Below are 24,931 nucleotides of genomic sequence, written 5' to 3'. Positions count from 1 at the left end.
GATCATAAACCTCGGGCTCAGTTTAGTAGCAGCCGTTTAAAGTGGCTGTTACGGCAAGTAAGAGAAATACACAACAGTACTTTAACATCGAAAGGCAGTCTAACATCCAAAACTTATTTTGATGACTAAGCCATATATGATTAGAACGGGACAGCTGGGACACAAGAGTATCCCAACTCAGTCGAAAGCTTAGTCAGCACTTTTTGTGAAATGCAGACTGTCTTTCACCCGAATCCCGGTGCTTGGGTCAGCGACATACCAAGTTAGCTCGTAATCTCCAGCCTCAAACCACTCTGGTATCGTTAAATAATTTCGAGTGTAATCCTTCGCCTCAGAATAGTTCAACACAACATCCCGTGATTTATGAATAGGATATTTGTCCCCATTGGGAAGAGTGAGCACGCTCCATTGCTCAAGAGTAACCAATGATCGTGAAGAATCTAAATTGCGAATACTTGCATCATAATTGACTCTTCCCCCGTAGGAAGGTACTGAAAAATCGGCAGGTTCATCAAGCTCAATCGCCAGCTGAATATCAGATAGGTCCCCTTCAACAACCAGCTTAAAGTCCCAGAATTCAACATAACCACCGGATACGCTGACCGTAAATTTACCTTCCCCATCGAGGAAGTTTCTTTTCAGGAGGCTACCATTAAATCTTCCAGCACAAAAACCGAAACTTATCAGTTCTGAGACAGGATTGGGGTTTTCCTGTGTTGGAAAATCGAAACTGTATATCATCCCTATTTCATGGGACTCAGAATAACCCAAAATGAAGGACCCGGTAGCAGGTTCACTTTCCAGTTCAAGAAATGCCTTAGAGGCATTTCCACCTTTAACCTCGGTACTAATACAAGCGTTATCAATGCTGTCGAATTGATAGCCAATATCTAAATCCACCTCATACTCAACTCCATCTTCCATCTTGAAGGGGAACGGCTCACCTAAATCTATTTTTGTACTGATCGTATCTGCCTGAACCAAGGTCGATGCGCAGATTAAAGTGAAACTAGCGATAGAACTCTTCAATACAGCCCTATACTGTGGGAATTTACTTGTGATTTTTTTCAAAACGATATTCCATTACATACATTATGAGGCACAACAATACTTCGGACAGTTTTTTATAACCCAGTCCTTAAAAGCAAAGCCCTTGGCTTGATAAAGGAAGAGCTGGGATACAAGAGCGCCCCAGCTCAGCCGAAAGCTTAAAACTTAGTCAGCACTTTTAGTGAAATACAGACTGTCTTTCACCCGAACCCCGGTGCTTGGGTCAGTGACATACCAAGTTAACTCGTAATCTCCAGCCTCAAACCACCCTGGTATCGTTAGATAATTTCGAGTGTAGTCCTTTGCCTCAGAATAATTCAACACGACATCACGTGATTTATGAATGGGGTAATTATCCCCATTGGGAAGAGTGAGCACGCTCCATTGCTCAAGAGTAACCAATGATTGTGAAGAATCTAAATTGCGAATACTCGCATCGTAATTGACTCTTCCTCCATAGGCAGGAACTGAAAATTCGACAGGTTCGTCAAGCACAATCGCCAACTGAGTATCAGAGACATCCCCATCTACAACCAGCTCAAAGTCCCAGAAATCTACATAGCCACCAGATACATTGAACGTAAACTTGCCTTCTCCATCAAGAAAATTTTTTGCTAATACGCTATTTTCTTCCTCGCAGAAATTGATGCTTTCTTGTAGCTGTGGTACAGGGTTAGGGTTTTCCGGTGTTGGAAGCTCTATACTCCTAACCAGCATTTGCGCCATCGAATCAATAATAGGGAGAGTGAAAGGCCCTGAAGGTTCACTTTCTGTTATATAAAATGCTGCGTCGGCAGTTCCATTTTTAACCTTAGTATTGATGCAAATTTTCTTAATGTTATCGAATTGATAACCAATATCTAAATTCACCTCATGTCTAACTCCATCTTCCATCCTAAAGGGAAACGGCTCACCTAGATCTATTTTTGTACTGATTGTATCCGCATGAACCAGTGCCGATGCACAGATAAAAGTGATACCACCGATAGAATTTTTTAACACAGCCCTGTGCAGAGCGGATTCTGTAGCCAGTTTTTCCAAAATTACAACCTATTACATATACTATGAAACAAATAAATACTTCGGACAGTTTTTTAACGCCCAACCCTAATAAGGCCTGCAGCTTGATAATCGCTATTAATCGCAGTCTTGGACATCTCCAAATTGTGAAAAAATACCTTTACAAAGCTACAACCCTAAAACAACTAGGCCAAAACTGTCCGAAGTATTTTATTTCATTCTTTCCCCATGCCCCAAAATTTTCACCTTTATATACGTACCAACTAAGCCAGCAGTCAAAAGCAAAGCGATCAAACAACCTGGTTACCCCAGCAATTGTTATTTAACGCGGATAACATCTACCCCAGCACCCCAGCCAAATCGCTGCTTGCACTCCCAGTGATCTTCGGCAGAGCCCCCCCCGGTAAGCGATACGCCAGCCGCTGTTGCCTTTCATATACAGCAGTTTGTCCTCTTTATTCGGGGCCACTTTTGCCAGGCAAAATTGTCTGTAGCCTGACATTGCCACATAGCGGGCAAGCTGGTCGACTTTGTCGGCCCAGGCGCCGCTGCCTGAAGCCACTAGGTAGCGCTCGCCATTACTGGCAGTGCCCGGCGGATCGTTTTGTATGGCCTGCTCTTCTAGCTGCAGTTGTGCGTCGATAGTGTCCCGGGCTTGACGGCGGGCGCTAGGGTGTCCTCTTGTGCGAAGGGTTTGCCGTTATTGGGTATGCCGCTAAAGATGTTTGATTCCTGCTAACACGCAGATTTGTGCCTTCGGGCCTGGGCTGGTGATGCTGTATAGCTAGCCGACTGCGATAGTGGCTATGCCTAGGATGGTGAGCGTGGCTGGGTTGATGTCAGCACTCTGGTCATTCACCGATAACCGCTAAAAAACTGGCTTTGATCATAGACATCGCGGCCACCCAAGCGCCCTACTCCGAGCAATTGAAATACTAGCTGGCCAACGTCACCGACCCGGACCTGATTTTTGATTTGCTCGACAAGCTGCGGGCATCTTTACCAGGCCGGAAGTAGAGCAGTTCTGCGCGGCCTTTTTTATCAAGAGTAAGAGCAACGCGGCGATTGACAATATCTGTAAGCCGGCTGTTGAGCGCTGGCAGGTCCACTGCAAATCTGCCCTAGCCGCCAATAAACAGGTCAAGGAAATGTTTGAGAACAGTAAGCGAGGGGGTGATGCGGCACTCATCGCCAATATGGAAAATAGCTTTAAGGCGTGCAAGCAAGAATCAGATAATGCAGCTTTTATCCGATCCAGAAAAGATCAAGCAGTTTTCCAGGCTGGTGTTTGATTTGTTGAATAGGCCGGAGTGACTTACACGGAAAACGAGTTAATGCCGGTTACACATATATAGTGGGTATTACCATAGCAGGCTCTAGGGCTTTGCGTCTCTCCGCTTCCGCCCGCTTTAGCAACCTAGGTCATGCCAATCTATAGGTAAAGGGATGATCTCCTACCAGAAAAAACACATAAACGCCCCCGACTTTTAGGCATCATGCCGGCTTGCAATTCTTTCAAGAGGAAGTACCTCAGTAGACAATTAGTGTTTTCGTTTTGCCCATTGAGTACTTCAATCTAATGTCGTTCTTTCAGGGCGACTGGTTGGCATCAGCTCCAGTAATATTCCCAGCTTACCCATGTTCAAAATAACTAGCCTGGAACCAACGGGCCCCACATTCCTATTACCAAGGATAGTATTTGTTATAACAACCCAGGCATAAAATTGCGAGCCTAAATGAGACATGAATACAATATAATTTTTAATCGCTCTCTTACAAAAGAGCCGCGCAACCTGTATGGGGTCTTTACCAGCAGGTATCCTGGTACACTGAGCCTGTACTTAAATAGACTTTGACGACACATGGTTAATAGTGACTACTAGGGACCAAAAGATATTTTCAAGCGCCAACAAAGAGCAGCCTGACTCTTTTAAGCAGCCATAATACAGGAAAACCCAAGGCTTTATTTAACTGCACAAGCACAATCAAGAACAGCTTGAAGAACCCTCCACCTGAGAGCTCTGACATTAAAAAAAGAATTTTCCCTGAAAAGGCAGAATAACGCTTAAGGTCGATCACGGGTATTTTGCGCTGCACATAATATTGATAAGTTATTAAGTTGTGACAACATCCACTTAGCCCACACAAAATTCAGATGCTGCCAAATCAACCAGAGGTTAACAAATCAGTCTCGATTAATTGCCTAGAGCAGATAAAGTTCTAAGCCGGAGATAATTAAACTTAGTCAACTCTAGACCAGAGCATCCCCTTAAAACTTGTTATGCACTCACATAAACCTTAGAGAATCATAAGAAAATGAATTTAACTAAATATATTCTTCTAACACTCTGCTTTATGTCTAGCGCTTTATGCTCCGCAGACACAATTAAAGTAGAAAATATATCTTACTCTGCTTCCATACTTAAAGTTGGTGCCGGCCAACCTGCAATTGCAGTAACTGACCTTAATTCAGACGGAAATCAAGATGTAATTATTGCAAACAATTCGGACAACGACATAGTAACCTATCTTTCCAATGGCAATGGGACTTTGACACTAGCGGGAGATTTCCCCGCCGGTGACAGCCCTTCAGGTCTATCGGCCTCTGACATCAATGGCGATGGGAACGTTGATGTTGTTATAGCCAACCACGAAACCTCATACGTCACCATGCTATTAGGAAATGGCAAAGGAGGTTTTAACCCCGCACCGAATTCACCATTAAACGTGCACGTAACACCTCACCCACATGCCGTCCGATTAAATGACCTTGATGGTGATAACAAAGTTGATCTGATTGTAGACAACCGTAATCACGAAGGTTTACTCGTTCTCAAAGGACACGGGAATGGTGATTTTAAACTGCCAGGAAAGACTATCAAAGTGGGAGGAGACCCCTACCGGGGATTTGCCATCAAAGACTTAAATAAAGACGGACACTCCGATTTGGTAACTCCAAATCAGAATGACATAGGCATATTAATAAATAATAAATCGGGCAAGGGTTCTTTCAGCTTAAGTCGTCTTGCGCAATCCGAAGTGCCATTTAGCATTGAGGCGGCAGACGTGAACGGAGACGGAAACATGGATTTACTTGTAGCGAACAATCGCAATATCATTACTATAATCCCAGGAGATGGTAGCGGTAGTTTTCTAAAAAAGAAACAAATCGAAATCCAGGCATCTAATGGCGCCAAACAGATTGCAACGGGAGATCTCAATGGCGATGATATTGACGATGCTTTAGTCAGCAGTTGGTCAGGTGAAGTGCTTATTTTGATTGGAGGCCCGACGATCAAGTCAATCAAATTTAAGAATTTGAACACTCCCAACCCATGGGGGGTCGCACTTTTAGATTTAAACAAAGACGGTAAAAGTGACTTTATTGTTGCGGATGGCAACAGCAATTTAGCAGCTGTGTATATAAGCCGGATAGAGTAACATATGCCCTATTGGATGTAATCTAAAGTTACTCCTGCAGCGTACCGGAATTAATTACCAGAGCAACATATCCACATAAATACAACCAACCTCTCAACCACAACAAACCGCAGAAGGTTATCACCGTGAAAATAAAATCTCTTTTTGTTTTAGCTGCAACGACAACCGTAGCCTTCAACACAAATGCACTAGACAGTGGTGGCGCAGTATCAGATGAAGCCATTGCAAATCAACGCGCGAATTTAGAGAAGAACACCACAGGGAGAAGCTTTGGCCCGCAATCACCACGAGATATTGAATCAACTTCCGGAAACCATACGATTTTCTTCGCTGCCGCACCAGCGCATACAGTTATGAATTTGTGCAATATCCATTTTCATAAAAATGCTGAGCACAAAGGTGGAGAGTTTACCCAGTATGCGGGCAATGGTGATGGGCATGGCTTCCTGTCAGGCTTTAAATATTCCGGTACTCTTACCACGGCCGAGTTAGCTCCGCCTAATCAAGAAGTGTGCCCAAGCGATCATGGGAGTCTTTATCCGGGAGATACCATTGAAGTCCATTACGTCCACTCATCCGCCAAAATCAAGCCGGGCCCAACCTTGGGTTCCTGCTTTAATGAAGAGATTAAGAATCCACAATTGCGTGTAGAAACGCAAGTTTATGTCTTGGTGAATGATTCCACTGCTTTAGACTTTGTAAAGCTAACTGCCCATGATGAAAAAAGTGGTTTTCAACAAGCCTTGGGCATTCCCAGCAATACTGGAAAGCCAATTCAGTATTCAGGTTCCACCACCGGTCCAGATTACAATGAACAAGGCTCCCCTTATCAAGTCACCTGGAGTGTCCGCCCCAACGTTGCCAAGGTCAACATTACTTCTGTGGGCAACTGGTGCAAGGACAATATCTTTAATGAAAATCATGCTCACGGTGTAAGGAATCTGATCCAGAACCCTAAGCTTCTCTCCGAGATTAAACACTAAACACCCATGGCAAGAATAAAACTACCAGCGTGATCCTATCCAACAACAACGGACACGCCACTAAGCGGCTAACGACCCCTCAAACAGCTCAAGGCTACTAATGTATTGATGCCAAGTAATGCCATAGCTAAACCACCCCGCTTCTTGGTCAACCGGAGTAGGAGCTGACCACTACTCTCCTTTGCATGATGGTCAATATTTAACCTCAAGTACTCTTTTTCATAAAAGTACTTGACGCTCCATGGAGAAGTCTATATTGTGCGCACCCTCAACGACGCGCTCGTAGCTCAGCTGGATAGAGTACCTGGCTACGAACCAGGCGGTCGGAGGTTCGAATCCTCCCGAGCGCGCCATTTCAAAAGGGCTTGCATCTCCGGATGCAAGCCCTTTTTTTATTTCTTCAGTAGATAGATTCATAAGTAGCGATTGCAGGCATACGACCATACACTTCTCATTAGCCTAAGGTAATCTCGGCTTCGGCCCGGCAGCATTCACTAACTCTTTAAGTAAGAGTGGCCTGCAGTCTTATGCTTAAGCGTGCGATTTTAGCCCTACTCTGTATCCTTGTAATTTATATTGTTGCCGCTTACGTCTACAACAAGCACTTTACTCAGTCTGCCACCTTCAAAAGCTCCCCCTCCGAGCCCGAACGATCTGAAAGCCTGGATTACCTCAAAGAAAAAGACACCATCAAAATCTTGATTGTAGATGGCGGCGGTGTCCGGGGGCTCATCCCCTTATATGTGCTCAACTATATCGAGAACAAACTAAACAAACCTATTAGCGAAGTTTTTGATGTTTATAGTGGTGTATCCAGCGGTGCTATTGTAGCCAGCGGCATCAACATCCCTGAAAAATTTATTCCCAAAAACTACACCGGGCATGATTCTGCCACAGAGTACTTAATACAACTCTATAAAGAAGAAAGTGACTATCTGTTTTCCTCACCCTGGTATCATGATCTATTAACAGGCTGGGGGCTTTTTTCCCCGTCTTTCATGGGGGAACGACTCCACCGTGTACTGGAAAACCACTATACAAAGTCGCTCTCTTTTACAGACTTAAATAACTTTGTTCTTATTCCTGCACTGGACATTCACAGTGGTGAAATACACCTTTTCAAAAATCGTGGGGATGCAATCAAACAATTACCTACCGACAGCTTATACCAACTTATCACGGCAGCAGTCAGTGCCGAGACCGCCTTTCCCCCGGTAGTCTTCAAAACACCAGAGCAAACCAGAGTGCACCGTTACTTTGCCGATGCAGGTCTAGCCATGAATAACCCCACCAGTCTGGTGCTACTTGATATCCTTAAAGAGTTCCCAAATAAAAACTACTACGTTCTAATATTGGGGGCAGGTTCGCCACCATTGGCCAGTAGCGAGGTAGATTATAGCGAGCTAAAAAACTGGGGGCGCATTCGCTGGATACGAGATGCTTTTTCTAATATCCAGAGATATATGGACCTTCAACAATTATACGCTCTTGATCTCGCCCAACATTTCTCCGATAGCGACCGCCTGGAATACGATTATCTCAATATCGAAATTGCTGATCCATTCGTCGATATCTTTGACTACGATTCGCTACACCATTTAAAAATTTATGCCGACCGCTTGATAGAAGAAAATCAACAGGACATACAAAGAATTATCGAGCGGCTCAACCAGCCAGATGGAACATCTTCTCAATAGAAGCTCATGACAAGTTCGAATATTTGAGCATCTATGTTTTCGCTGATTACTAAATATTTTCCCCTGCCCTTAACTTTCGATAGTTCACCTGCAGTTTTTATGCCCTGAAGATTACCTAGTTACTCAGAAAAACTGTACAGAATACGATTATCTCGATGATAATATTACCTGCCCTTTTGTTGACCTCCTCGACCATCAACGCCATTGCCCCTTGAAATGTCTCACTGTTAGACTGATTGGGCAGATAAAGATAATCCTAGGTTGTATTGTTAAGTTTTTAGACAAGGCACCCCGAAAAATCCAACTCTCCCGGCTCCACAAGATCAATACTATTTGATTGACTATTTCCAATTTCACTTTACCATGCAGGAGCAGTTTCCCAGGCAACTCCTACTAGATATGAAACGTATCCAGGGCGTCAATCTACTGCACTTTATGATCTGGGTATGCCTGGTACCTCCCATACCACTTTTTGTTCTCTCCTATTTCCTGGAGAGCCAAGACCCGTTAACTCTAATTATTAGTGCCAATCAGAAAACCTGGCTATCCCTTGCCTTTGTCAGTTACACCTCCACCCTAATTGCTTTCGCAATTTGGGGCAGGCTCCTTAGATCACATCCCGCTATAGCGGTTACCCCTTTTGCTCTATTGATTCCAGTAGTAGGTATTATCACTTCTAGTATTATCCTGGACGAAAAGTTACAGACCATAGAAATTATAGGCTTTGCGCTGATTATGGCTGGGCTTATATGCAACTCCTTATATGGTAGATTATTAGGGCTGGAAAAGCCCCTGGGCAAACCGTTCAGGCTCCCAAAGATTGAGTAGACTTGATCTCGATGCTCTCAAAGAGAGCACCCTCAGAGAAAGATTAAACAATTTCATATTTAAAGGTGTAGGGCGCAAGCTGTTCCGCAAGGGCGCCCTCCAAGCTAGGGTTCCCTCCTGTGGTAACCCTGGCAATAGTGCCAAGTACCTTATCCTGCTCCACCTTTACCTGGTTGCTGGCAGTGACCATGTCTGTTCCCCTCACCAACTGATCAATAATCCCCTGAACACACAAACGGATCTCTTCCATTTCTAAAGCGGGCTTGAAAATTTTGCCAACCGCTGTAGTAGGGAGTTCGGCACGGAGCACAATTCTTCTGGGAATGGCCGCTCGCTCAGTAATATTTTCTTTGGCATAGGTAGTAATTGCTTCAAGCAGGGCTTTGGCCAAATCATCCATTACAACCTCATGCCCTTTGACTATCAGGGGACTAATCGCTTCCTCTGATAACTTGACGTAGGCGACAGGAACCTCTCCCGCGTGGGCATCTGGTGTACCTACCGCTGCAGCCATAGCAACGGAAGGATGCTGGCAAAGCACCTCTTCTATCAATTTGGGCTCAATATTATGCCCTCCACGTACTATCAACTCTTTTTTTCGGCCTGTGAGCCAAAAATAGCCATCTTCATCCTGCCTGCCCAAATCCCCGGTGTTAAACCAGCGCTGTCCTTGAGCATCTTCTACCCATATCCCCTGGTTATGCTCAGGATTAAGGTAACCATTAAATACATTATTCCCATGAATCAGCAGATTACCGATTTCATTGGCCTGGCTATACCGAATGAAGTTGCCTTGCTCATCCAGCTGGGCACTTCTCATCTCTTGCAGCGGTAAACGCAGCCCGATAGAACCCACCTTCTTCACGCCATGTGGTGGCGTGAGACTACTAGCGCAAGTACCTTCCGTTAAACCATATCCCTCTACGATTTGCACACCGGTTATACGCTCAAAAGCATTAAAAACCTCAACCGGCATAGGCGCCGCGCCGCACAAAGCCATTTGTAGGGAGGAGATATCGCACTGATTTACTGGCTGCTGCAGCAAAGTGGAATAAACTGTGGGCACAGCGCTGAAGCTGTTCACGCGGTAGAACTCAATAATTTTCCAGAAATTACTGAAAACACCCTCACCTCGGTAACCTTGAGGGGTCATTAATACCACCTCGCAACCATTAATAAAGGCCGCTAGCCCCGTCACAATTGCCGCATTCACATGAAAAAGTGGCAGGCCACATAAGATAACTTTTCCTGGCCCCATAATGTCGCCAGCTACCAGACCTATACTTTTTGCATTGGCCAGTTCATTCCCGTGCGTATGGGTAGCAATTTTGGGTAGGCCTGTTGTGCCCCCAGTACAAAATAGAGAGGCGGTATCATCACTGTGGATACTGCGTTTGAAATTCAAATGGCTAGACGGTTGCTGATTAAGTGCCGACTGGTAGGCTATCCGCTTTTTACCTTGCAAGGGGGGCAGCCGTTTTCGGTATTGATACTGTATCGCACTAGCCGCAATGCCTTTAAAACCCCTTGCATGATAAGCTGGGTCCACATGGAAGATATTTTTAACCTCAGGCAAATTTGGCAAGATACTTTCAATTTTTTCACAGATATCGGTACCAGGGAAAGGGCTCAAGGTAACGATAGCCTTTGCTTGGCTATGCCGAATCAGCTCTTCTATCTGCCTGGCCTCCAGTAGCGGATTAATGGCCAATACTTTAGCGGCCGCCTCTGCCCCCCAGAGTACATAGTGCGTTTCTGGTAAATTTGGCAGTACAAACGCAACCGTGTCATGTTCTTTAATGCCAACACTATTCAATAAATTAGCAGTTTGAATAATACGTTCAGACAGTGTTTGATAGCTGATCTTTACTGGCTTTCTATAATCTTTGCCTGAGAGAAAAAAAGAAATCGCTGTTTGCTGGGAGTAACACTTGCACGCAGCCATTATTGCTTCAAAAGTGTTGCCGCTGAATTTTTCAGTAAGCGCTTTAAGGTTGGAGAAATCTTCCCCCTCTGGTTGCTTGCCCGTTAGCAAGTAATTTTCCAAAGCCTCAATATCTTTCAAAGTTGAAGTGGACATAATATTACTCCCTGATAGCCAATCAGAATGTGGCTGTACTAAATTATTTCTTATTTTGATATATAGAAAGCAAAGCGAACCTAGCTGGATTGCTGTGTGAGCCACTCCTGCTCGTCTCCGGGCTCCGGCATAACTGCCCCGCCCTCAATCACCCAACTGGCGGGAACATCAATAAGATCCACCTCACAACGAGCTGATGAACAACCCAAAAGCTGAGAGGCCATTTTGATAAAGCTATTAGCTAGAGCTGACTTGATTTTATCGCTACGGCCTGAGCGAATGGAACCCAGAATATGAAGACTACTCTTTGAACGCAAATGAATGCCTCGACTAAATACAACCTGTACAAATTGCGCGGGCGCGCCAGTTATTGTGCAGTGAGCTTCTGTGACCCCGGAGACAAGAGCTTGCTGCTCGGAGCCGGATAGTGGGCGCTGGGTGGAAATTGTGTAAAGCGGCATTTGCGGCCTCTTATAGATTGATATGAGTGTTGAAGTGCCCCGTGGTGCTTTTGGATCTCACTAAACGCACCAGTGTTTTGGCTATGTAGGCAATTTGCCGCAGCGGCGGCATACGTTTGCGATTTGCACTTAGAAATTTCCTGCTGAGAGACTGGTCAGGTGCAGTAATAACGACCTCGTTTTTATTGATCCCAGTGGTGACACACCACTGCTCCAGCAGTTCGTATAAAAACGGGTGACGCAGCTTGTTTGATGTCCCATCAGGCACGGGAGCCATCAGGGTAGCCACCGAAGATTTCTCTCCGTTCATAAAGGCCTGATCTGGCGGAACCTCCATCCACACCAGCCTGGGAGTGACGGACTGGTCCAGGTGACCCCGGTAAGCCCGCCGTATCACCTGCTCCAACGCAGCCTTGTTGAAACTTGCTTGCGAGCCCTCGACCAGAGCGCATAACACGATAGGTTTAAAATGCATTTCATCTCCAAATAAGTTTCATTTCGGAACTAATTTAATACCATTAAGTTCCAAAATACAACTAAAATTGATAGGTTATCGGCCGATCTCTCAATAACCTATGGCAATATGACGGCCCGAAGCGGCCTCCAGGGAAGTTTTGTTTTGGAACTGGCTTGTGAGACTATGGCGCCTTGAGCAACCCTGGGACTGCTATGAGCGAGAGTAAACCCGCTGTTCAATGTGGGATCGAAGAGGCACTTTCTGTAATCGGCGACCGCTGGAGCCTGCTTGTTGTCCGCGATGTACTGAGAGGCGTTAATCGGTTCGACTCGCTTCAGGACAGCTTGCAGATCTCCCGAAATATCCTTACACAAAGACTCTCCAACCTGGAAGAAGCCGGCATTCTGATTAAGGCGCCCATTAAGCCCGGAGCACGGCGTATGCTGTACAGCCCTACCCCAAAATGCCTCGCGCTCGTTCCCGTTTTGGTTTCTATGATTGATTGGAGTGCACACTGGTCTGAGAAAGCCAATGTGCGCTGGTCCCGTGTGATTGATAAAAGAACCGGGGAGCCTGTTCAGATAGATTTGGTGAGTAAAGATGGTAAGCCGGTATCCCTGCTGGATCTGGATTTGAAATACTAAAGAGCAGCGGGTTAAGACCCACCGAGGGGCCTGCTCTCTCCACACTTACTTATCTCGCTACCCTCCCTCGTTCCCTCCCCTCGCTCACGGCTTATAGCTAGACTAGATTTATCGATCGGTAACCAATCCTAACCACCCGATGCAACTTTATTGTGATCATTGCGGCCAACTCTGGAATATCGAGGATTCAGCGCTTATTTCAATACAGGAAATCCTCCGCGCTTTTCCCGATAGCAGAATTAGCGCAAAGCTGATCAAAACTTTAAAACCAACCATTGGCCTCCCCATGATGGCGGTGAAGCAATTCGCAGGCCACAAGACCTTAAAGAGCGGCCACTGTTTCTTTTGCAATACTCAGCTGGACAATATTCCAATTCTCTTCAAAAACTGCAGCAACTGCGGAGCGCTAAATCTCGATATTCCGAAGCAGGGCCAGCGAGACCCTTATTAAAAACACACCTTCTTAAACATGTACTAATGGCAGGGCCTCCCAGCGTGTGGTGTAGGCGGGTGAGCGATAAGCTTGACGCATCTTCCAGTGCTTATGCACCCCCTCAGCCCCTAGAAAAAGAGTGCCGCGGCCAAAGCGTTGGTTGACTCTATCGAGGGCCTGCATCATCTCCGTAGCACGGGCCGGCTGGCCGGCGGTAAACATATCCCCTTGCCCCAGGGAGCTGGGCACCAGCTCCACCAGGCCCACACCGGCTTTCATAAAACGATGACCAGGGCGGTAAAGCTCGGTTATGGCCCCCTTGGCCAGGCTCGCAATCAAGCGGGTGTCATTAGTGGCATAGGGGCACTGTACCAGCGTACTGCGACTGTAATAGTGGGGCTCGTGGGGCGAGGTGTGCAGAAAGACATGTATCGAAGCCACCAGGCACTCCTGCCCGCGCAGCTTTTCTGCCGCCCGGCTGGCATAGAGACTAACTGCCTGCAGAATGGGCTGTAGTTCGCTCAATTTCTCGCCAAAAGAGCGCGTGCAATAAATCTGTTTTTTTGCCGGCGGCTGCTCCTCCAGATTCAGGCATGACACCCCATTTAATTCCTCAATGGTTCGTTCAATATTGATATTGGTGTGTCGGCGCAAGATTTTAGGATTGGCCTGGGCCAGGTCATAGGCGGTCTCTATACCCAAGCGCCCCAATCGCTTGGCAAGACGCCTGCCGACTCCCCAGACTTTATCGACCGCCATGCGTTTCTGCAGCCATTGCCATTTCTGTGGAGTATCCAGGGCACAAACCCCGTTGCACTTGGCAATTTTTTTCGCTGCCCGATTGGCGAACTTGGCCAGGGTCTTACTCGGAGCAATCCCCACACTCACCGGCATACGCACATCGCGCCATAGGGTTGTGCGAATCCGCTGGCCGTAATCCAACCACTCCTCCTGTAAACCATACAGATTCAGAAACATCTCATCGATACTGTACACCTCCACCTCTGGGCTAAAGCCCTTCAGGGTCTCCATAACCCGGTGGGAAATATCGCCGTACAGTGGATAGTTGCTGGAGAAGATGGCCACATTGTGCCGCCGCAACAGATGTTCAATCTTGAAGAAGGGCTGCAAATCCCCAATTCCCAGTGCCTTGGCCTCTTTTGAGCGCGCCACCACAAAACCATCATTATTAGAGAGCACCACCACCGGCCTCCCCCTTAAGTCGGGCCGGAATATCTGTTCACAGCTGGCGTAGCAGCTGTTGCAATCCACCAGTGCCAGCATTCAGAGAGGGCGGTGATAACGAATGGAGGCTTTAACCACCCCTTCAACAATCAATTCCTGCCCTTCCCAAACCGGTATCGGCGGGTAACGATCGTTGGCCGACAGCAACCGCCCATGATGTCGATCCAGTACTTTGCAGGTGAGTTGACCATCCAAAGCCACCACCACCACATCGCCGTGTACTGGCGTTAGTGAACGGTCAACAACCAAAAGGTCGCGGTCGAAGATCCCCAAGCCCTGCATGGAATCGCCATTGGCACGAGCCATAAACGTGGCCGCCGGATGAGTGATCAAATGCTGATCGAGGCTGAGGCTTTTCTCTTTGTGGTCATCCGCCGGGGATGGAAAGCCCGCGGCCACACCGTGACTGTAGAGAGTTGCTAGTTTCATAGGGTTTCACTCGACACTGTATATGCATACAGTTTAGGGGGAGTTCGCCAATTCCGGCAAGAACGATGGCTGACCAGCGAGCCGCCAGCCGTGCTCGCAACAGGTCCATAGCAAGGCCACAAAGCACAACACACACTAAAACGGGTACCCTGTAGCGGGGACCCGCAAGGTGTAAATACCTTCTACGGGCTATTCGAGCATACTGTGAACCCAGTGCACTCTTGGGTAAAGCCAAGCAACGGACCACAACCTCCCTCCAAGTGGCCGCTTGGCAGCATAGCTGCCTGGGATTATGATCCGCGCAACAGGCGGGTAATGATCGATGACAAGGCCCGCCCTAAAAAAGCAACAGCCCCCACCCGAGTGAACACAGTACGGAGACGAGACAAAAAATGAATTTGGCTATAGCGGCACTGATCGTGGCCTCCTATTTTATCTGCATGAGGCTTAGCTCCTCCGCTATCAACCGGTTCGGGCAGGCCAGAGCGGTGAAGCCCTATCGCCTCAAATATATCTCCAAAACCATCAGTATTGCCGTCTTGGTATTCCATCTGGTGCTGCTGATCAGTGCCCTGGGGTTTGAATACACCCAGGTTTCCATTTTTCTCTCCTCTGTGTTCGCAGTAATTGGCGTAGCACTTTTTGCTCAGTGGTCGATACTGAGTAATATTACCGCCAGCCTGATTATTTTCTTCGGCTTTCCCTACCGGGTTGGCGACCAGATTCGGGTGATAGACAAAGACGACGATATCTCCGGCACTATTGAGGAGATCACACTATTTCATGTTCTCATCAGGCGCGGCGAAGAATTAATTACTTACCCAAACACTTTAATTCTGCAAAAAGGCGTAATCAAAAACCCCAGCAAGCAGCAGACTGAAGCACCTGCAAAGCTGCCGGAAGCCGGCCAGACTGAAGCGCAATAGCTCTCTACTTTCCCGCCCTCAATTCAGGGCGGGACACCTGAAAGCGACAAGTCCTCTCTGGAACTTTTGTACCAACGCGCCCTTCTCTCCCATACAGAAAACCATGCCATCTGGCTGGCTGGCTACACCTAAATAACAAAAAAACAGGCCCACAAAATCTCTACAAAAGGCACAAAAAAAGTTCTTACCACTTCCCATCTCCAGCGAAGTAATTTGCTTCAACCGTCTCAATAGTTAAAAATGCGCAAGATTCAATGAAATTGGCTTTAAGGGACTGCATGACCGATACCCTCAAAGATATACTCCACTTCGTACAGGAAATGGGCCTGAAAAATGGCTTGTTTGTCATTTTTTTCATCTTTGCACACTATTTATTGTTCTGGATGTACAGTGGGCGATTGAAAGATCGTCAAGTTGAAATTGATCGACTAGCGGCAGATAATAAGGAGTATCGGGATAGGTTCCTCAAGCTGATGGATAATGCCTTTTCCTATTCTCCGCCCACCAGAAAAGTGGCCCCAAAAAAGCCAGTTAATGAAAAGGAGTTTGAGTAGTGCTCTCCATATTGCTCGCGATCGCTCTTCTCTTCATTGCAATTCAGTTATACCGGCTTCATGAGATAAGAAAGCACGACCAACACCTGTTCGAGTTTTGTCAGCTGCGGAGAGATACGATCGCGTATCTCTCTAATTCCTATGAGAGTCTCTCCAGAACAGATTATATTGCGCTCAGGAAGATCAATGATGCGCTGAGCAGCATCATAGCCGGCTACAAAGAACACAGAACCGTTGTCTTTAACTACCGTCTGTTTATCGAGTACCTGGATGAACTCAAAGCCTTTGAGAAAAAAGCCGAGAAGATATCCACCGGCAACAAAGATATTCAAGACCTGCTCAAAAGAATCCACTGCTCCATTTTCAAAGCCTTCCTGGCATTTACTCCCCACCTGAAATCAGAACTTGCATTTTCCCTCATGATGAAACTGATTTCCCTTGGCGTTAAGGCGGGAGTTAAATCTCTAAAAGACTACCTATTACGCCTCAAAGAGGCAAAAGTCATGGTGAACACCTTCAAAGGGTCTTCTACACCCTGTTAGCCCCTAGTAGCAAATTTGGGGGCCTATGCCCCCTCCATCGCGTCCACTCCCCGCACTCAAACCCAACAGTCCCTCCTGAGACGATATCCAGCAATTTTGGTCAAGTTCCAGACACACACAAGTCCTAGAATACTTTCATAAGAAGAGGTGACAGCTATGGCAGAGTATAGGGATAGGTTTGTGCAGGTACTGCACTATATTGAGGAAAACCTCGACTCCGAACTCGATATCGACAAACTCTGCCAATACACCAACTTGTCTAAATATCATTTTCACCGGCAATGCTCCGCCTTTTTTGGAATGCCGGTAATAGCCCTAATCAGGCGATTGAGATTAAAAAGGGCAGCCTATCAACTCACCTATAGAGACAAAAAGGTGGTGGATATCGCCCTGGAGAGTGGCTACGACAGCCACGAGGCCTTTGCACGAGCCTTTAAGAAACTCTTTGGCAAGAGCCCCTCAGAATTTCGCCGCGCTCCAGACTGGGAAGTTTGGCATAAGCACTATGAACCAGTTACAGCACTTAGGAGTCACTTTATGAGAAATACAGCGAAATACGAAGTAACCATTGTTGAATTCCCCGAGACTCAACTCGCCGCCATGGAACATAGAGGCCCAGCCCACCACCTGGGTGCTACTATCAAACAGTTTATCCAATGGCGGAAGGCTCAAGGGCTTTCACCACGTAATAGCAGAACTTTCAACCTGGTTTATGATGACCCAGTAACCACACCCCCTGATCAATACAGATTTGATGTCTGCTGTACCGTGCAATACCCCATTGATGCCAGTGAAAGGAATATAGTCAACAAAGTAATTCCGGCAGGGAAATGCGCAGTCATAAGGCACTTAGGCAGTGACGATACCATTAGAGCGGCTGTTCAGCATCTATACTTTCATTGGTTGGATCATTCAACTTTTGCAGTTCGTGATTTCCCGATCTTTTTTGAGCGGATAAATTTTTTTCCCGAAGTACCTGAGAGTAAAATCATTACAGATATATTTCTTCCCATAGAAGAAAATATCTAACAGCAAGGGTTGAGAAAATACAATAAATATGCAGCTAAGAAGCGCCCCATAAATCACTCAAAATAATAAAACTAATCCTACCACCTGCACTCTCTATGATATGGATTAAAGAGCACAGGTCGCCCCATGAAAACCAGCCACATATCGACCATCCTGGTCGTTGTTATCATTGCTTTTGTGGGGCTATTGTATTTCTACAATTATCGCCTAACCCAGAGCATTAAATTTAACGCTTACCCGGTTACAGACGAGTTTATTAATAGCAATGACTCTCTCAAAGACAAAGATACTATTAAAATTCTGATTATAGACGGAGGGGGTATACGTGGATTAATACCACTCTATGTTATCCAATTTATAGAACAACAGACTGGCAAGCCTATTGATGAACTCTTTGATGTTTTTAGCGGAGTATCAACTGGCGCCATCATTGCCACAGGGCTCAATGTCACCCAGATACCAAATCAAGAAGGTATCCCAGAAAAAATAGACTCAAGAACTAAAACTGAGAAAGTAATCGATATTTATAAAAATGAAAGCAGATACCTATTTTCATCACCCTGGTATCACAAATTAATGAGCGGGAATGGTTTTTTCTCGCCTCGCTTTAGCGGAGAGCGCCTACGCAACACCATCGAGAAACACTATACCGATGAAATAAATTTCACTGATCTAAAAAATTACATCATTATACCTTCTTTCAATATACATACAGGCCAGTTACATCTGTTCAAAAACCGTGGCGAAACGGTTAACAAACTGCCAACGGACACACTGTATCAACTGGTCACCGCCGCAGCTAGCGCAGAGACTCTATACCCTCCTGTCGATTTTATAACTACTGGGCGGGATATTCGTCACCGCTATTACGCTGATGCCGCTATATACGCAAACAACCCCACCAGTATTATATTACGCGATATCATTAAAGAATTTCCGGGGAAAAACTACTATGTGTTGATTCTCGGATCCGGCACATCACCATTGGCCACAATGGAGACCAATTACAGGAACCTAAAAAGTTGGGGGAAAATTAACTGGCTTCAAGATCTTATATCCGGTGTGCAAAGGTCCATGGATGACCAACAACTATATACTCTGGAGATTGCAAGCTCTCTAAGTCCTAAAGGAAGAATCAGTTATAACTATTTAAACGTGGAAATTATCGACCCATATGTCGATCCATTTGACTACAAATCAATCGATAAACTAAAAATTCTCGCCGATAGACTGATCAGCGAAAACCAAGTAGAGATTGATCAGGTAATCAGTAACCTCAAGCAGAATGGGTAATTATTACTCTAAAACACTTTCCACACAGGTATAGTTTGCTTTTCATCACGGTAAACATTACTGTTTCCCGGTGAGACATTCACAGATGCGGCAATCAGTATGGCAACTGGAAAATTGACGCTGGTAACATGCATACTCCTAGTGTTTTTAGGAGCCTCCTCACTCTCCTTGGCGAGGAGCCTCAATGAGCAGGAGGCCCGCAAAAGATGCCTGCGAACCTGCAAGCATGTTTACTATCGGTGCCTTAAAAATAACCGGGAGATTCCAGCCGACTGTGTTAGCGATAAGAGATTCTGTGATTTTATTTGCTATGACGATGATCTCTATTATCGCGAGCGGGACTACCTAAAGCGACTCCATAGGCGCAACCGCTGGTATTAATAGTTGATTCTGGGGCAGACCTCAAGACATAGAGATAAGAGGGATTAAATAGAGCAATTAAAGAACCAACATTCTCAAACCCCTGATGCCTTACACTGCCCTTGCACACCCAGGCAACAAACCACTTTAAAATTGCAATATTCCAATCAGTTCTCCTGAAGCATTTTTAGAGTTCAACTTTTGGACAGAGCGCACAAAGTAACCAGAGTGACTTTCTAACACATTAAGCCTTATAGTATCTCCCGTCTCAACCGAGTCAAAGAAACGTTGATTTACACATGTAGAGTAAGGCTGACCATAATCAATACTATAGCAAGTATGCCCCAAGCGACCTGTCCTCACCTCTTTACGGGTAACAACCTGCTCAAAGCTAGCCTCTTCGCCAAACGTATTTGTATAGTATGCGGGGATAGCATAATACACCGCTCCCCAAGTCAGCCCATAAGAAATTAAATACCACAGAACCCAGTAAATACCCCGAATAACAATATTCGAGCGGATTATCTTATTTGAGGGGTGCTTATCCAGGAGAGCAGGTAGAACCCAAATCGCAGCCAAAAGCCCAACAATTACACCACCATAGCCTGGATTCTCATAGAACTGGTATCTACCAACGCTGGCAGAACCCATCAATAAAAGCACTATCGTCATGGATACCAGGGTATAAACTTTTTCTTTGCCACTGGCCCCCTCACGAAAAACAAAACTCACAAGCTAAACCTCATCAAGAAGCAATAAAAAATATAATCGGCAATCAAGACTACCTGCCCAACCCAACAAACTGGCCGCAAGGAAAGCAATTTTTACAGCGCTATTAGTGCAGATATAAGAGAAAGAATACAACTCTATTTTTAACAGCGGAACGGTAGAAAAATATAAAGCCGGGAAGCTAATAATTAAACATCAGCCTTCCTAAAAACGCTCTAAGCATCCAGAAAGCTATTAATGGCTGTAATACCTTTATAAGCCATAACCCCCGCCTGACGTATAATCGTCTCTTTGTACTTGCTGAAGGTGGCACTTTCAGCCAAACGATGATCTATACAGCTCATCATATTAATAACCTTAGCAGTGTGGCTCTTGTAGATCAGGGGACCCTGAACCACAGAATAACCGAAACTTTTCAGTCCGATTAGCTCTCTACCGGTCACCCTAAAAATACGATCCAGAGGGTCACCACTCTTAAAGTCTTTATTAGCGATAGTCGAGGAAGTCGGCCGGGAAACCAGCTCCACCTCAGCTTTGGCGTGCACGGCTCCCAATATCCATGCGTCATTCAAAATAATTGACCAGGTTTTTGTTCTCAACACCGAGCCGTTATCTCTTGAATTGGTTGGCCCAAAAACCTTTAACGCCTCATGCAAATCTTCAATACTACCAGCGACGATCTTTCCATCCTTAGTGGTGGCAGCATTATTGTATACCTGCCAGCAAGCTTCGATATGTTGCGCGGTACGATCCGCCGGATCCAAAAGCCCCTCGATCTCTTTTTTGAAATCACTTTCGATATACATATATATTCCTTTAAATCTATAAGGGAAAAATTCCAGACAGTGCGACCACCTTATGTATTACATGCCAAGGCCAATAGTTTCCCGCCCCGCAAGAGCCCATTCCTTTCATATGGGTTCTGCCACAAGAACCTGAACACAAGTACCAAATAACATTACCCTGACCAATCACCAAGCCAGTAACTTTTGTGAAGAGCTAGGTATAGCCACAACATGTCAGAATTGACAAATGTAACCTTTTTCGAGGTTACTTGCTTACCTTTGAATGTCAACATCCTTAATGATTTTTATTAGGGCAACTAGAAGAGGCTCACACTTTTTTCTATTGAACCCCTTCTCCCCCTAAAGCCTGCCATGTGGATTTTGATAAAATTTATGATCAGGTAAATCTCAGAAGCACAAACCAAAATCCTCAAGTACCATTTGTCTATGCAACACAAATAGCACAAGGATACCAAGTGGAAAATTGCTAACGAATATAGCCCCGCATCACTAATGGCATTGGATCATAAAGTGGGCCCAGCCCCCCCCAAAATTTATCGGCTGACATACAGGGAATATAAACTGAAAATGTAAAAGAAGCCCAGAAAGGCTGGGGGCCAAAAATCTGAACCCTGGCAGGAATTAACAAGGCACCCCATACTTCGCACTCCACTAAGTATGCTTTTCATAGCCAGCTATAATCGTTGTACTAAGAACCGACAACTCAAAATACTTTTTCTTTACAGCCGTATATTTAGGACTGGAGAAAAAGTCATTCATTATCTGCTCAGATGGAAACCTGATTGTAAACACACGATTTATTTTAAAATTACTCTCAGATTTCAACACCTCTGACACCCTAAAATCATAGCCAAACGAACCACCATAAGACGCCAACATAGGCCTCATAGCGTCACGATATACTTGGTAGACATCATCATTACTGACATCCAAACCTACTAGCATCTCATACATTTCAGCACTCCAAATCCAACCTTCGATTACTCTCTGGGTGATACATTTCTGCCTAGGAACTTGGCTAATTGATAACTAGTCTCTCCCCCAGACCAAAATCATAAACGTTTCGCTTTACACCAAGCATAATAGGATTTCGCATTGCGTCCCAAATACATACTGCTGCACCAACAAGCCAGAAAGCCCCCCGGAATTAATAAGAGGGTGGCATTCCCTTCCTGAGAACCCAGATATAGTAAAAACACTATACTAGCCAGCACAGAGAGAAGTGATACAGCTCTATACAAAGGATTATCAAAAGCCAGTAATAAAGCGGCCGCTAAATAACTAGCAGGTATGCCAATGAGCACCCAATGCTCCCACGAGGCCGCATAAAAATACACCATAGCGCTCCCGAGTACAGCAAATAAGAACTGCAAAAACTCCCAAGCTACTAAATATTTCGGCTTCCGTATCAGCTCACCGGGTATATTTTTAATCCAGGGATACTGATCCTCTCCACGATTAAAATTTCGAAATCGGATTTTCATCAGTGTTGTGTGTCAAAAATGCCAGTGGCTGGTTATACATAACATTCTTACAATAGTATCCAAATAGCGAGTTACAAATATGCCACGCAATAAACTCAACTCAGAAACTCATCCTTTTACCTCCTGTAGCCTCCTGCCAACCCTAAGCGCTACTTCTATTCTTCTGCAGATATAGAAGCTTCTATCCAATCCATAAAATAAGAAATACGAGCATTGTTTTACCCACCGTATAATCCCTCCATGATAGTTGAGCAAATCCCTTCCACTGGTATCCCAGCCACCAAACATCAATTCTTGTTTTTCATTGATATGAACCAAGCCCACACCCTCTCCATTGCCCATCATCCCCACAAGTGGAGCAATGATTTTGTGGGATCAAAAGTGTAGGAGATACAACGTCTGTCAACACTGGAAAGCTCTACGCAAAGAAATGCGATGTGAGCTATTAGATTTCGCCTCTTTTTACCATTGTCGGTAACTCTCTTCCCGGCCAACTGGATATCCCTACCTACCCATCTCATCCCTGCCGCGAGGGAGAGGTATCCGCTTCACAGTTTAATTAGCGACTCCCTGCACTACTCTAAAAGATGCTTTTACACCTAATAAAAGGTTAGACTAAGCTTAAAAGGTGTAAATGCACCTATTAATGACATATCATCCAATCCTGATATAATAGACAAAAAATTACCTATTAAAGTATATTTTCACTCATAAAAGATTGAAAAACAGCTATTATGAACCTCCATGGACAATCCGATAAGCAGATACTTGCGACACTGGGCGACCGGCTTAGAGAGTATCGCTTGCGCATGAATCTCACCCAGGATGATATGGCTGAACGTGCCGGCTTATCCACCTCCACCATCAAAGGTTTAGAGGCTGGTCGCGGCAGGCTAGACAGCCTGGTCGCCGCACTGAGAGTCCTACGCCGATTGGACGCACTGGAAGCTTTTCTCCCGGCCCCAACAGTCAGCCCTATGCAACTTGCTCTTCACGGCAAACAGCGAAAAAGAGCCAGAGCCTCTAGCGCTGAGAAAGCGCTTAAAGAGACCACTGCAGAAAGCCCCTCCAAGACACGCGAAAGCAAAATTAAAAAGAGAGGTAAACCAGAATGGTAAGCCAAACAAATACTGCAGTGGTGCAATTATGGGGAGAGATAGTTGGGGCCGTCCACTGGGATAGTACTGGGTATGGAGCCTTTGAGTACGCACCGGAATTTCTGCAGAGTGGATTGGATATTGCTCCAATTACTATGCCTATCGAAGCTTCAAAGGAGCCCTATACGTTCCGCACTCTCAGTCGGGACACCTTTAAGGGCTTACCGGGGCTCCTTGCAGACTGCCTGCCGGACAAATTCGGTAATGCCGTTATTGATGCCTGGCTCGCCCGACAGGGGAGAACTCCGGAAAGCTTTAACCCTATTGAACGACTTTGCTATACCGGTACCCGTGGAATGGGCGCACTGGAATTTCAGCCTGCAGTAGATGGTAGTTTTAGGGATTCCGTCGTTCTCAATATTGAAGAACTGGTAAAACTAGCAGCAACAATCACTCATAAGCAGACCGACCTTAACGCCCAACTTGGCAACAGCGATGCGGAGAAATCCGGTGCACTGCTAGACATATTAAGAGTGGGCACTAGCGCTGGGGGCGCCAGAGCAAAAGCAGTTATCGCCATCAATAACAAAGGAGATATACGTTCAGGCCAAGTTCCCGCATCCAGTGATTACGATTATTGGCTACTAAAATTCGATGGTGCCGGAGACCTTGAGCTCGGTACAACCGATGGGTATGGACGCATTGAATATGCTTATCATCTGATGGCCATCGAAGCCGGTATTAACATGGCAGACTGCCAACTCTTGCAAGAAAATGGCAGAGCGCACTTTATGACGCGGCGCTTCGATCGGGTGAATGGCAAGAAACTACATATGCAGTCTCTCTGCGGCATCGCGCACCTGGATTTCAACATGGCTGGTGCCCATTCATACGAACAAGCCTTTAGCGTTATGCGTGAACTTTACCTGCCCAAGAATGAGGCGATTCAGCAATATCGCCGAATGGTATTCAATGTATTAGCCAGAAACCAGGATGATCATACAAAGAATATTGCGTTCCTGATGAACCCCGAAGGCGAATGGTCTCTATCGCCAGCATTCGATGTAACCTATGCCCACAATCCGGGCGGCGCCTGGACCAGCCAGCATCAGATGAGTATCAACGGCAAACGCGACCACTTCCAACTTGAGGATTTGCTTGCCGTGGGAAGAGCAATCAGTATTAAACGGCCCATGGATATTATTGAAGAGGTAGCAGCAGCCGTGAAGCAGTGGCAGGGCTTTGCTGAACGCGCTGGGGTTTCTGAAAGCTGGACAGTCGAAATTAGTCAAAACCTTCGACAACTCTGCTGATAGATAAGCAAAACAGTAAGCCTGCAAGGA

24 protein-coding genes and 1 tRNA gene are annotated in these 24,931 nt (G+C 45.8%); 13 read left to right on the top strand and 12 right to left on the bottom strand.

Features of this window, described 5'->3' with window-relative positions; genetic code table 11:
* Positions 1-189 precede the first annotated feature (189 nt).
* The 4 genes from ACJJI0_RS01545 to ACJJI0_RS01530 form a co-directional block, all read right to left on the bottom strand.
* Complete coding sequence (locus ACJJI0_RS01545; RefSeq protein WP_444884362.1) at positions 190-1,071, bottom strand: RbmA family biofilm matrix protein; 882 nt, start codon at positions 1,069-1,071, stop codon at positions 190-192.
* A 144-nt stretch (positions 1,072-1,215) separates the two neighbouring features.
* Positions 1,216-2,091, bottom strand: coding sequence for an RbmA family biofilm matrix protein (locus tag ACJJI0_RS01540; RefSeq protein ID WP_444884361.1), 876 nt, complete (start codon positions 2,089-2,091; stop codon positions 1,216-1,218).
* Positions 2,092-2,392: 301 nt separating this feature from the next.
* Entirely contained in the window at positions 2,393-2,632 is a 240-nt protein-coding gene (locus ACJJI0_RS01535) for a hypothetical protein (RefSeq protein ID WP_444884360.1), read from the bottom strand.
* Between the two features lie 1,337 nt (positions 2,633-3,969).
* On the bottom strand, positions 3,970-4,149 hold the full coding sequence (locus ACJJI0_RS01530) for a hypothetical protein (RefSeq protein ID WP_444884359.1): 180 nt from the start codon (positions 4,147-4,149) through the stop codon (positions 3,970-3,972).
* Between the two features lie 237 nt (positions 4,150-4,386).
* Between ACJJI0_RS01530 and ACJJI0_RS01525 the strand changes: the two genes are divergently transcribed.
* The 5 genes from ACJJI0_RS01525 to ACJJI0_RS01505 all read left to right on the top strand — a co-directional run bounded on the left by ACJJI0_RS01525 (position 4,387) and on the right by ACJJI0_RS01505 (position 9,019).
* Entirely contained in the window at positions 4,387-5,511 is a 1,125-nt protein-coding gene (locus tag ACJJI0_RS01525) for an FG-GAP repeat domain-containing protein (RefSeq protein ID WP_444884358.1), read from the top strand.
* A 125-nt stretch (positions 5,512-5,636) separates the two neighbouring features.
* Positions 5,637-6,494 (top strand): delta-class carbonic anhydrase, encoded by an 858-nt coding sequence (locus ACJJI0_RS01520; RefSeq protein ID WP_444884357.1) that lies wholly within the window; start codon positions 5,637-5,639, stop codon positions 6,492-6,494.
* A gap of 276 nt (positions 6,495-6,770) precedes the next feature.
* Positions 6,771-6,847 (top strand) — tRNA-Arg (locus ACJJI0_RS01515).
* Positions 6,848-7,021: 174 nt separating this feature from the next.
* On the top strand, positions 7,022-8,191 hold the full coding sequence (locus ACJJI0_RS01510) for a patatin-like phospholipase family protein (RefSeq protein ID WP_444884356.1): 1,170 nt from the start codon (positions 7,022-7,024) through the stop codon (positions 8,189-8,191).
* A gap of 333 nt (positions 8,192-8,524) precedes the next feature.
* Positions 8,525-9,019 carry an EamA family transporter gene (locus ACJJI0_RS01505; RefSeq protein ID WP_444884355.1) on the top strand — a complete coding sequence of 165 codons (495 nt, stop codon included), beginning with the start codon at positions 8,525-8,527 and terminating at the stop codon, positions 9,017-9,019.
* 43 nt (positions 9,020-9,062) lie between these two features.
* On the opposite strand, the gene ACJJI0_RS01500 is transcribed toward ACJJI0_RS01505, so the two are convergent.
* The 3 genes from ACJJI0_RS01500 to ACJJI0_RS01490 all read right to left on the bottom strand — a co-directional run bounded on the left by ACJJI0_RS01500 (position 9,063) and on the right by ACJJI0_RS01490 (position 12,035).
* The gene (locus tag ACJJI0_RS01500) at positions 9,063-11,099 is read right to left on the bottom strand and encodes an acyl-CoA synthetase (RefSeq protein WP_444884354.1); all 2,037 of its coding nucleotides are present in this window, start codon (positions 11,097-11,099) and stop codon (positions 9,063-9,065) included.
* Between the two features lie 80 nt (positions 11,100-11,179).
* Positions 11,180-11,560: a tautomerase family protein gene (locus ACJJI0_RS01495; protein ID WP_444884353.1), complete on the bottom strand. Its 381-nt coding sequence runs from the start codon at positions 11,558-11,560 to the stop codon at positions 11,180-11,182.
* Between the two features lie 10 nt (positions 11,561-11,570).
* Positions 11,571-12,035 (bottom strand): hypothetical protein, encoded by a 465-nt coding sequence (locus tag ACJJI0_RS01490; protein ID WP_444884352.1) that lies wholly within the window; start codon positions 12,033-12,035, stop codon positions 11,571-11,573.
* Between the two features lie 194 nt (positions 12,036-12,229).
* Between ACJJI0_RS01490 and ACJJI0_RS01485 the strand changes: the two genes are divergently transcribed.
* Positions 12,230-12,661 (top strand): winged helix-turn-helix transcriptional regulator, encoded by a 432-nt coding sequence (locus tag ACJJI0_RS01485; protein WP_252082258.1) that lies wholly within the window; start codon positions 12,230-12,232, stop codon positions 12,659-12,661.
* A gap of 463 nt (positions 12,662-13,124) precedes the next feature.
* On the opposite strand, the gene ACJJI0_RS01480 is transcribed toward ACJJI0_RS01485, so the two are convergent.
* On the bottom strand, positions 13,125-14,378 hold the full coding sequence (locus ACJJI0_RS01480; RefSeq protein WP_444884351.1) for a Y-family DNA polymerase: 1,254 nt from the start codon (positions 14,376-14,378) through the stop codon (positions 13,125-13,127).
* Positions 14,379-14,768 (bottom strand): LexA family protein, encoded by a 390-nt coding sequence (locus ACJJI0_RS01475; protein ID WP_252082261.1) that lies wholly within the window; start codon positions 14,766-14,768, stop codon positions 14,379-14,381.
* Positions 14,769-15,160: 392 nt separating this feature from the next.
* Here ACJJI0_RS01475 and ACJJI0_RS01470 point away from each other — a divergent pair, with 392 nt between their 5' ends.
* The 5 genes from ACJJI0_RS01470 to ACJJI0_RS01450 all read left to right on the top strand — a co-directional run bounded on the left by ACJJI0_RS01470 (position 15,161) and on the right by ACJJI0_RS01450 (position 19,112).
* Complete coding sequence (locus tag ACJJI0_RS01470) at positions 15,161-15,694, top strand: mechanosensitive ion channel family protein (RefSeq protein WP_444884350.1); 534 nt, start codon at positions 15,161-15,163, stop codon at positions 15,692-15,694.
* A 278-nt stretch (positions 15,695-15,972) separates the two neighbouring features.
* Positions 15,973-16,248, top strand: a complete 276-nt coding sequence (locus tag ACJJI0_RS01465) for a hypothetical protein (RefSeq protein WP_252082264.1) — start codon at positions 15,973-15,975, stop codon at positions 16,246-16,248.
* Entirely contained in the window at positions 16,248-16,790 is a 543-nt protein-coding gene (locus tag ACJJI0_RS01460) for a hypothetical protein (RefSeq protein ID WP_444884349.1), read from the top strand. Before ACJJI0_RS01465 ends, ACJJI0_RS01460 begins: the two co-directional genes overlap by 1 nt.
* Positions 16,791-16,946: 156 nt before the next feature.
* A complete protein-coding gene (locus ACJJI0_RS01455) occupies positions 16,947-17,819 on the top strand; it encodes an AraC family transcriptional regulator (RefSeq protein WP_444884348.1) in 873 nt (290 codons plus the stop codon).
* A gap of 126 nt (positions 17,820-17,945) precedes the next feature.
* Entirely contained in the window at positions 17,946-19,112 is a 1,167-nt protein-coding gene (locus ACJJI0_RS01450; protein ID WP_444884347.1) for a patatin-like phospholipase family protein, read from the top strand.
* Between the two features lie 507 nt (positions 19,113-19,619).
* On the opposite strand, the gene ACJJI0_RS01445 is transcribed toward ACJJI0_RS01450, so the two are convergent.
* The 3 genes from ACJJI0_RS01445 to ACJJI0_RS01435 all read right to left on the bottom strand — a co-directional run bounded on the left by ACJJI0_RS01445 (position 19,620) and on the right by ACJJI0_RS01435 (position 21,961).
* Entirely contained in the window at positions 19,620-20,204 is a 585-nt protein-coding gene (locus ACJJI0_RS01445; RefSeq protein WP_444884346.1) for a hypothetical protein, read from the bottom strand.
* A 212-nt stretch (positions 20,205-20,416) separates the two neighbouring features.
* The gene (locus ACJJI0_RS01440; protein ID WP_444884345.1) at positions 20,417-21,007 is read right to left on the bottom strand and encodes a hypothetical protein; all 591 of its coding nucleotides are present in this window, start codon (positions 21,005-21,007) and stop codon (positions 20,417-20,419) included.
* A gap of 651 nt (positions 21,008-21,658) precedes the next feature.
* A complete protein-coding gene (locus ACJJI0_RS01435) occupies positions 21,659-21,961 on the bottom strand; it encodes a DUF1330 domain-containing protein (RefSeq protein WP_444884344.1) in 303 nt (100 codons plus the stop codon).
* A gap of 1,264 nt (positions 21,962-23,225) precedes the next feature.
* Here ACJJI0_RS01435 and ACJJI0_RS01430 point away from each other — a divergent pair.
* Both ACJJI0_RS01430 and ACJJI0_RS01425 read left to right on the top strand, forming a co-directional pair.
* Positions 23,226-23,609 carry a helix-turn-helix transcriptional regulator gene (locus ACJJI0_RS01430; protein WP_444884343.1) on the top strand — a complete coding sequence of 128 codons (384 nt, stop codon included), beginning with the start codon at positions 23,226-23,228 and terminating at the stop codon, positions 23,607-23,609.
* Complete coding sequence (locus ACJJI0_RS01425) at positions 23,603-24,901, top strand: type II toxin-antitoxin system HipA family toxin (RefSeq protein ID WP_444884342.1); 1,299 nt, start codon at positions 23,603-23,605, stop codon at positions 24,899-24,901. The genes ACJJI0_RS01430 and ACJJI0_RS01425 overlap by 7 nt, the downstream gene beginning before the upstream one ends.
* The last annotated feature ends 30 nt before the right edge of the window (positions 24,902-24,931 follow it).

It is taken from the genome of Microbulbifer mixtoriginis (SeqCode), from assembly GCF_052466695.1.
Note: the sequence above shows the minus strand (reverse complement) of the source record. Positions and strands in the feature narration are given on the sequence as shown.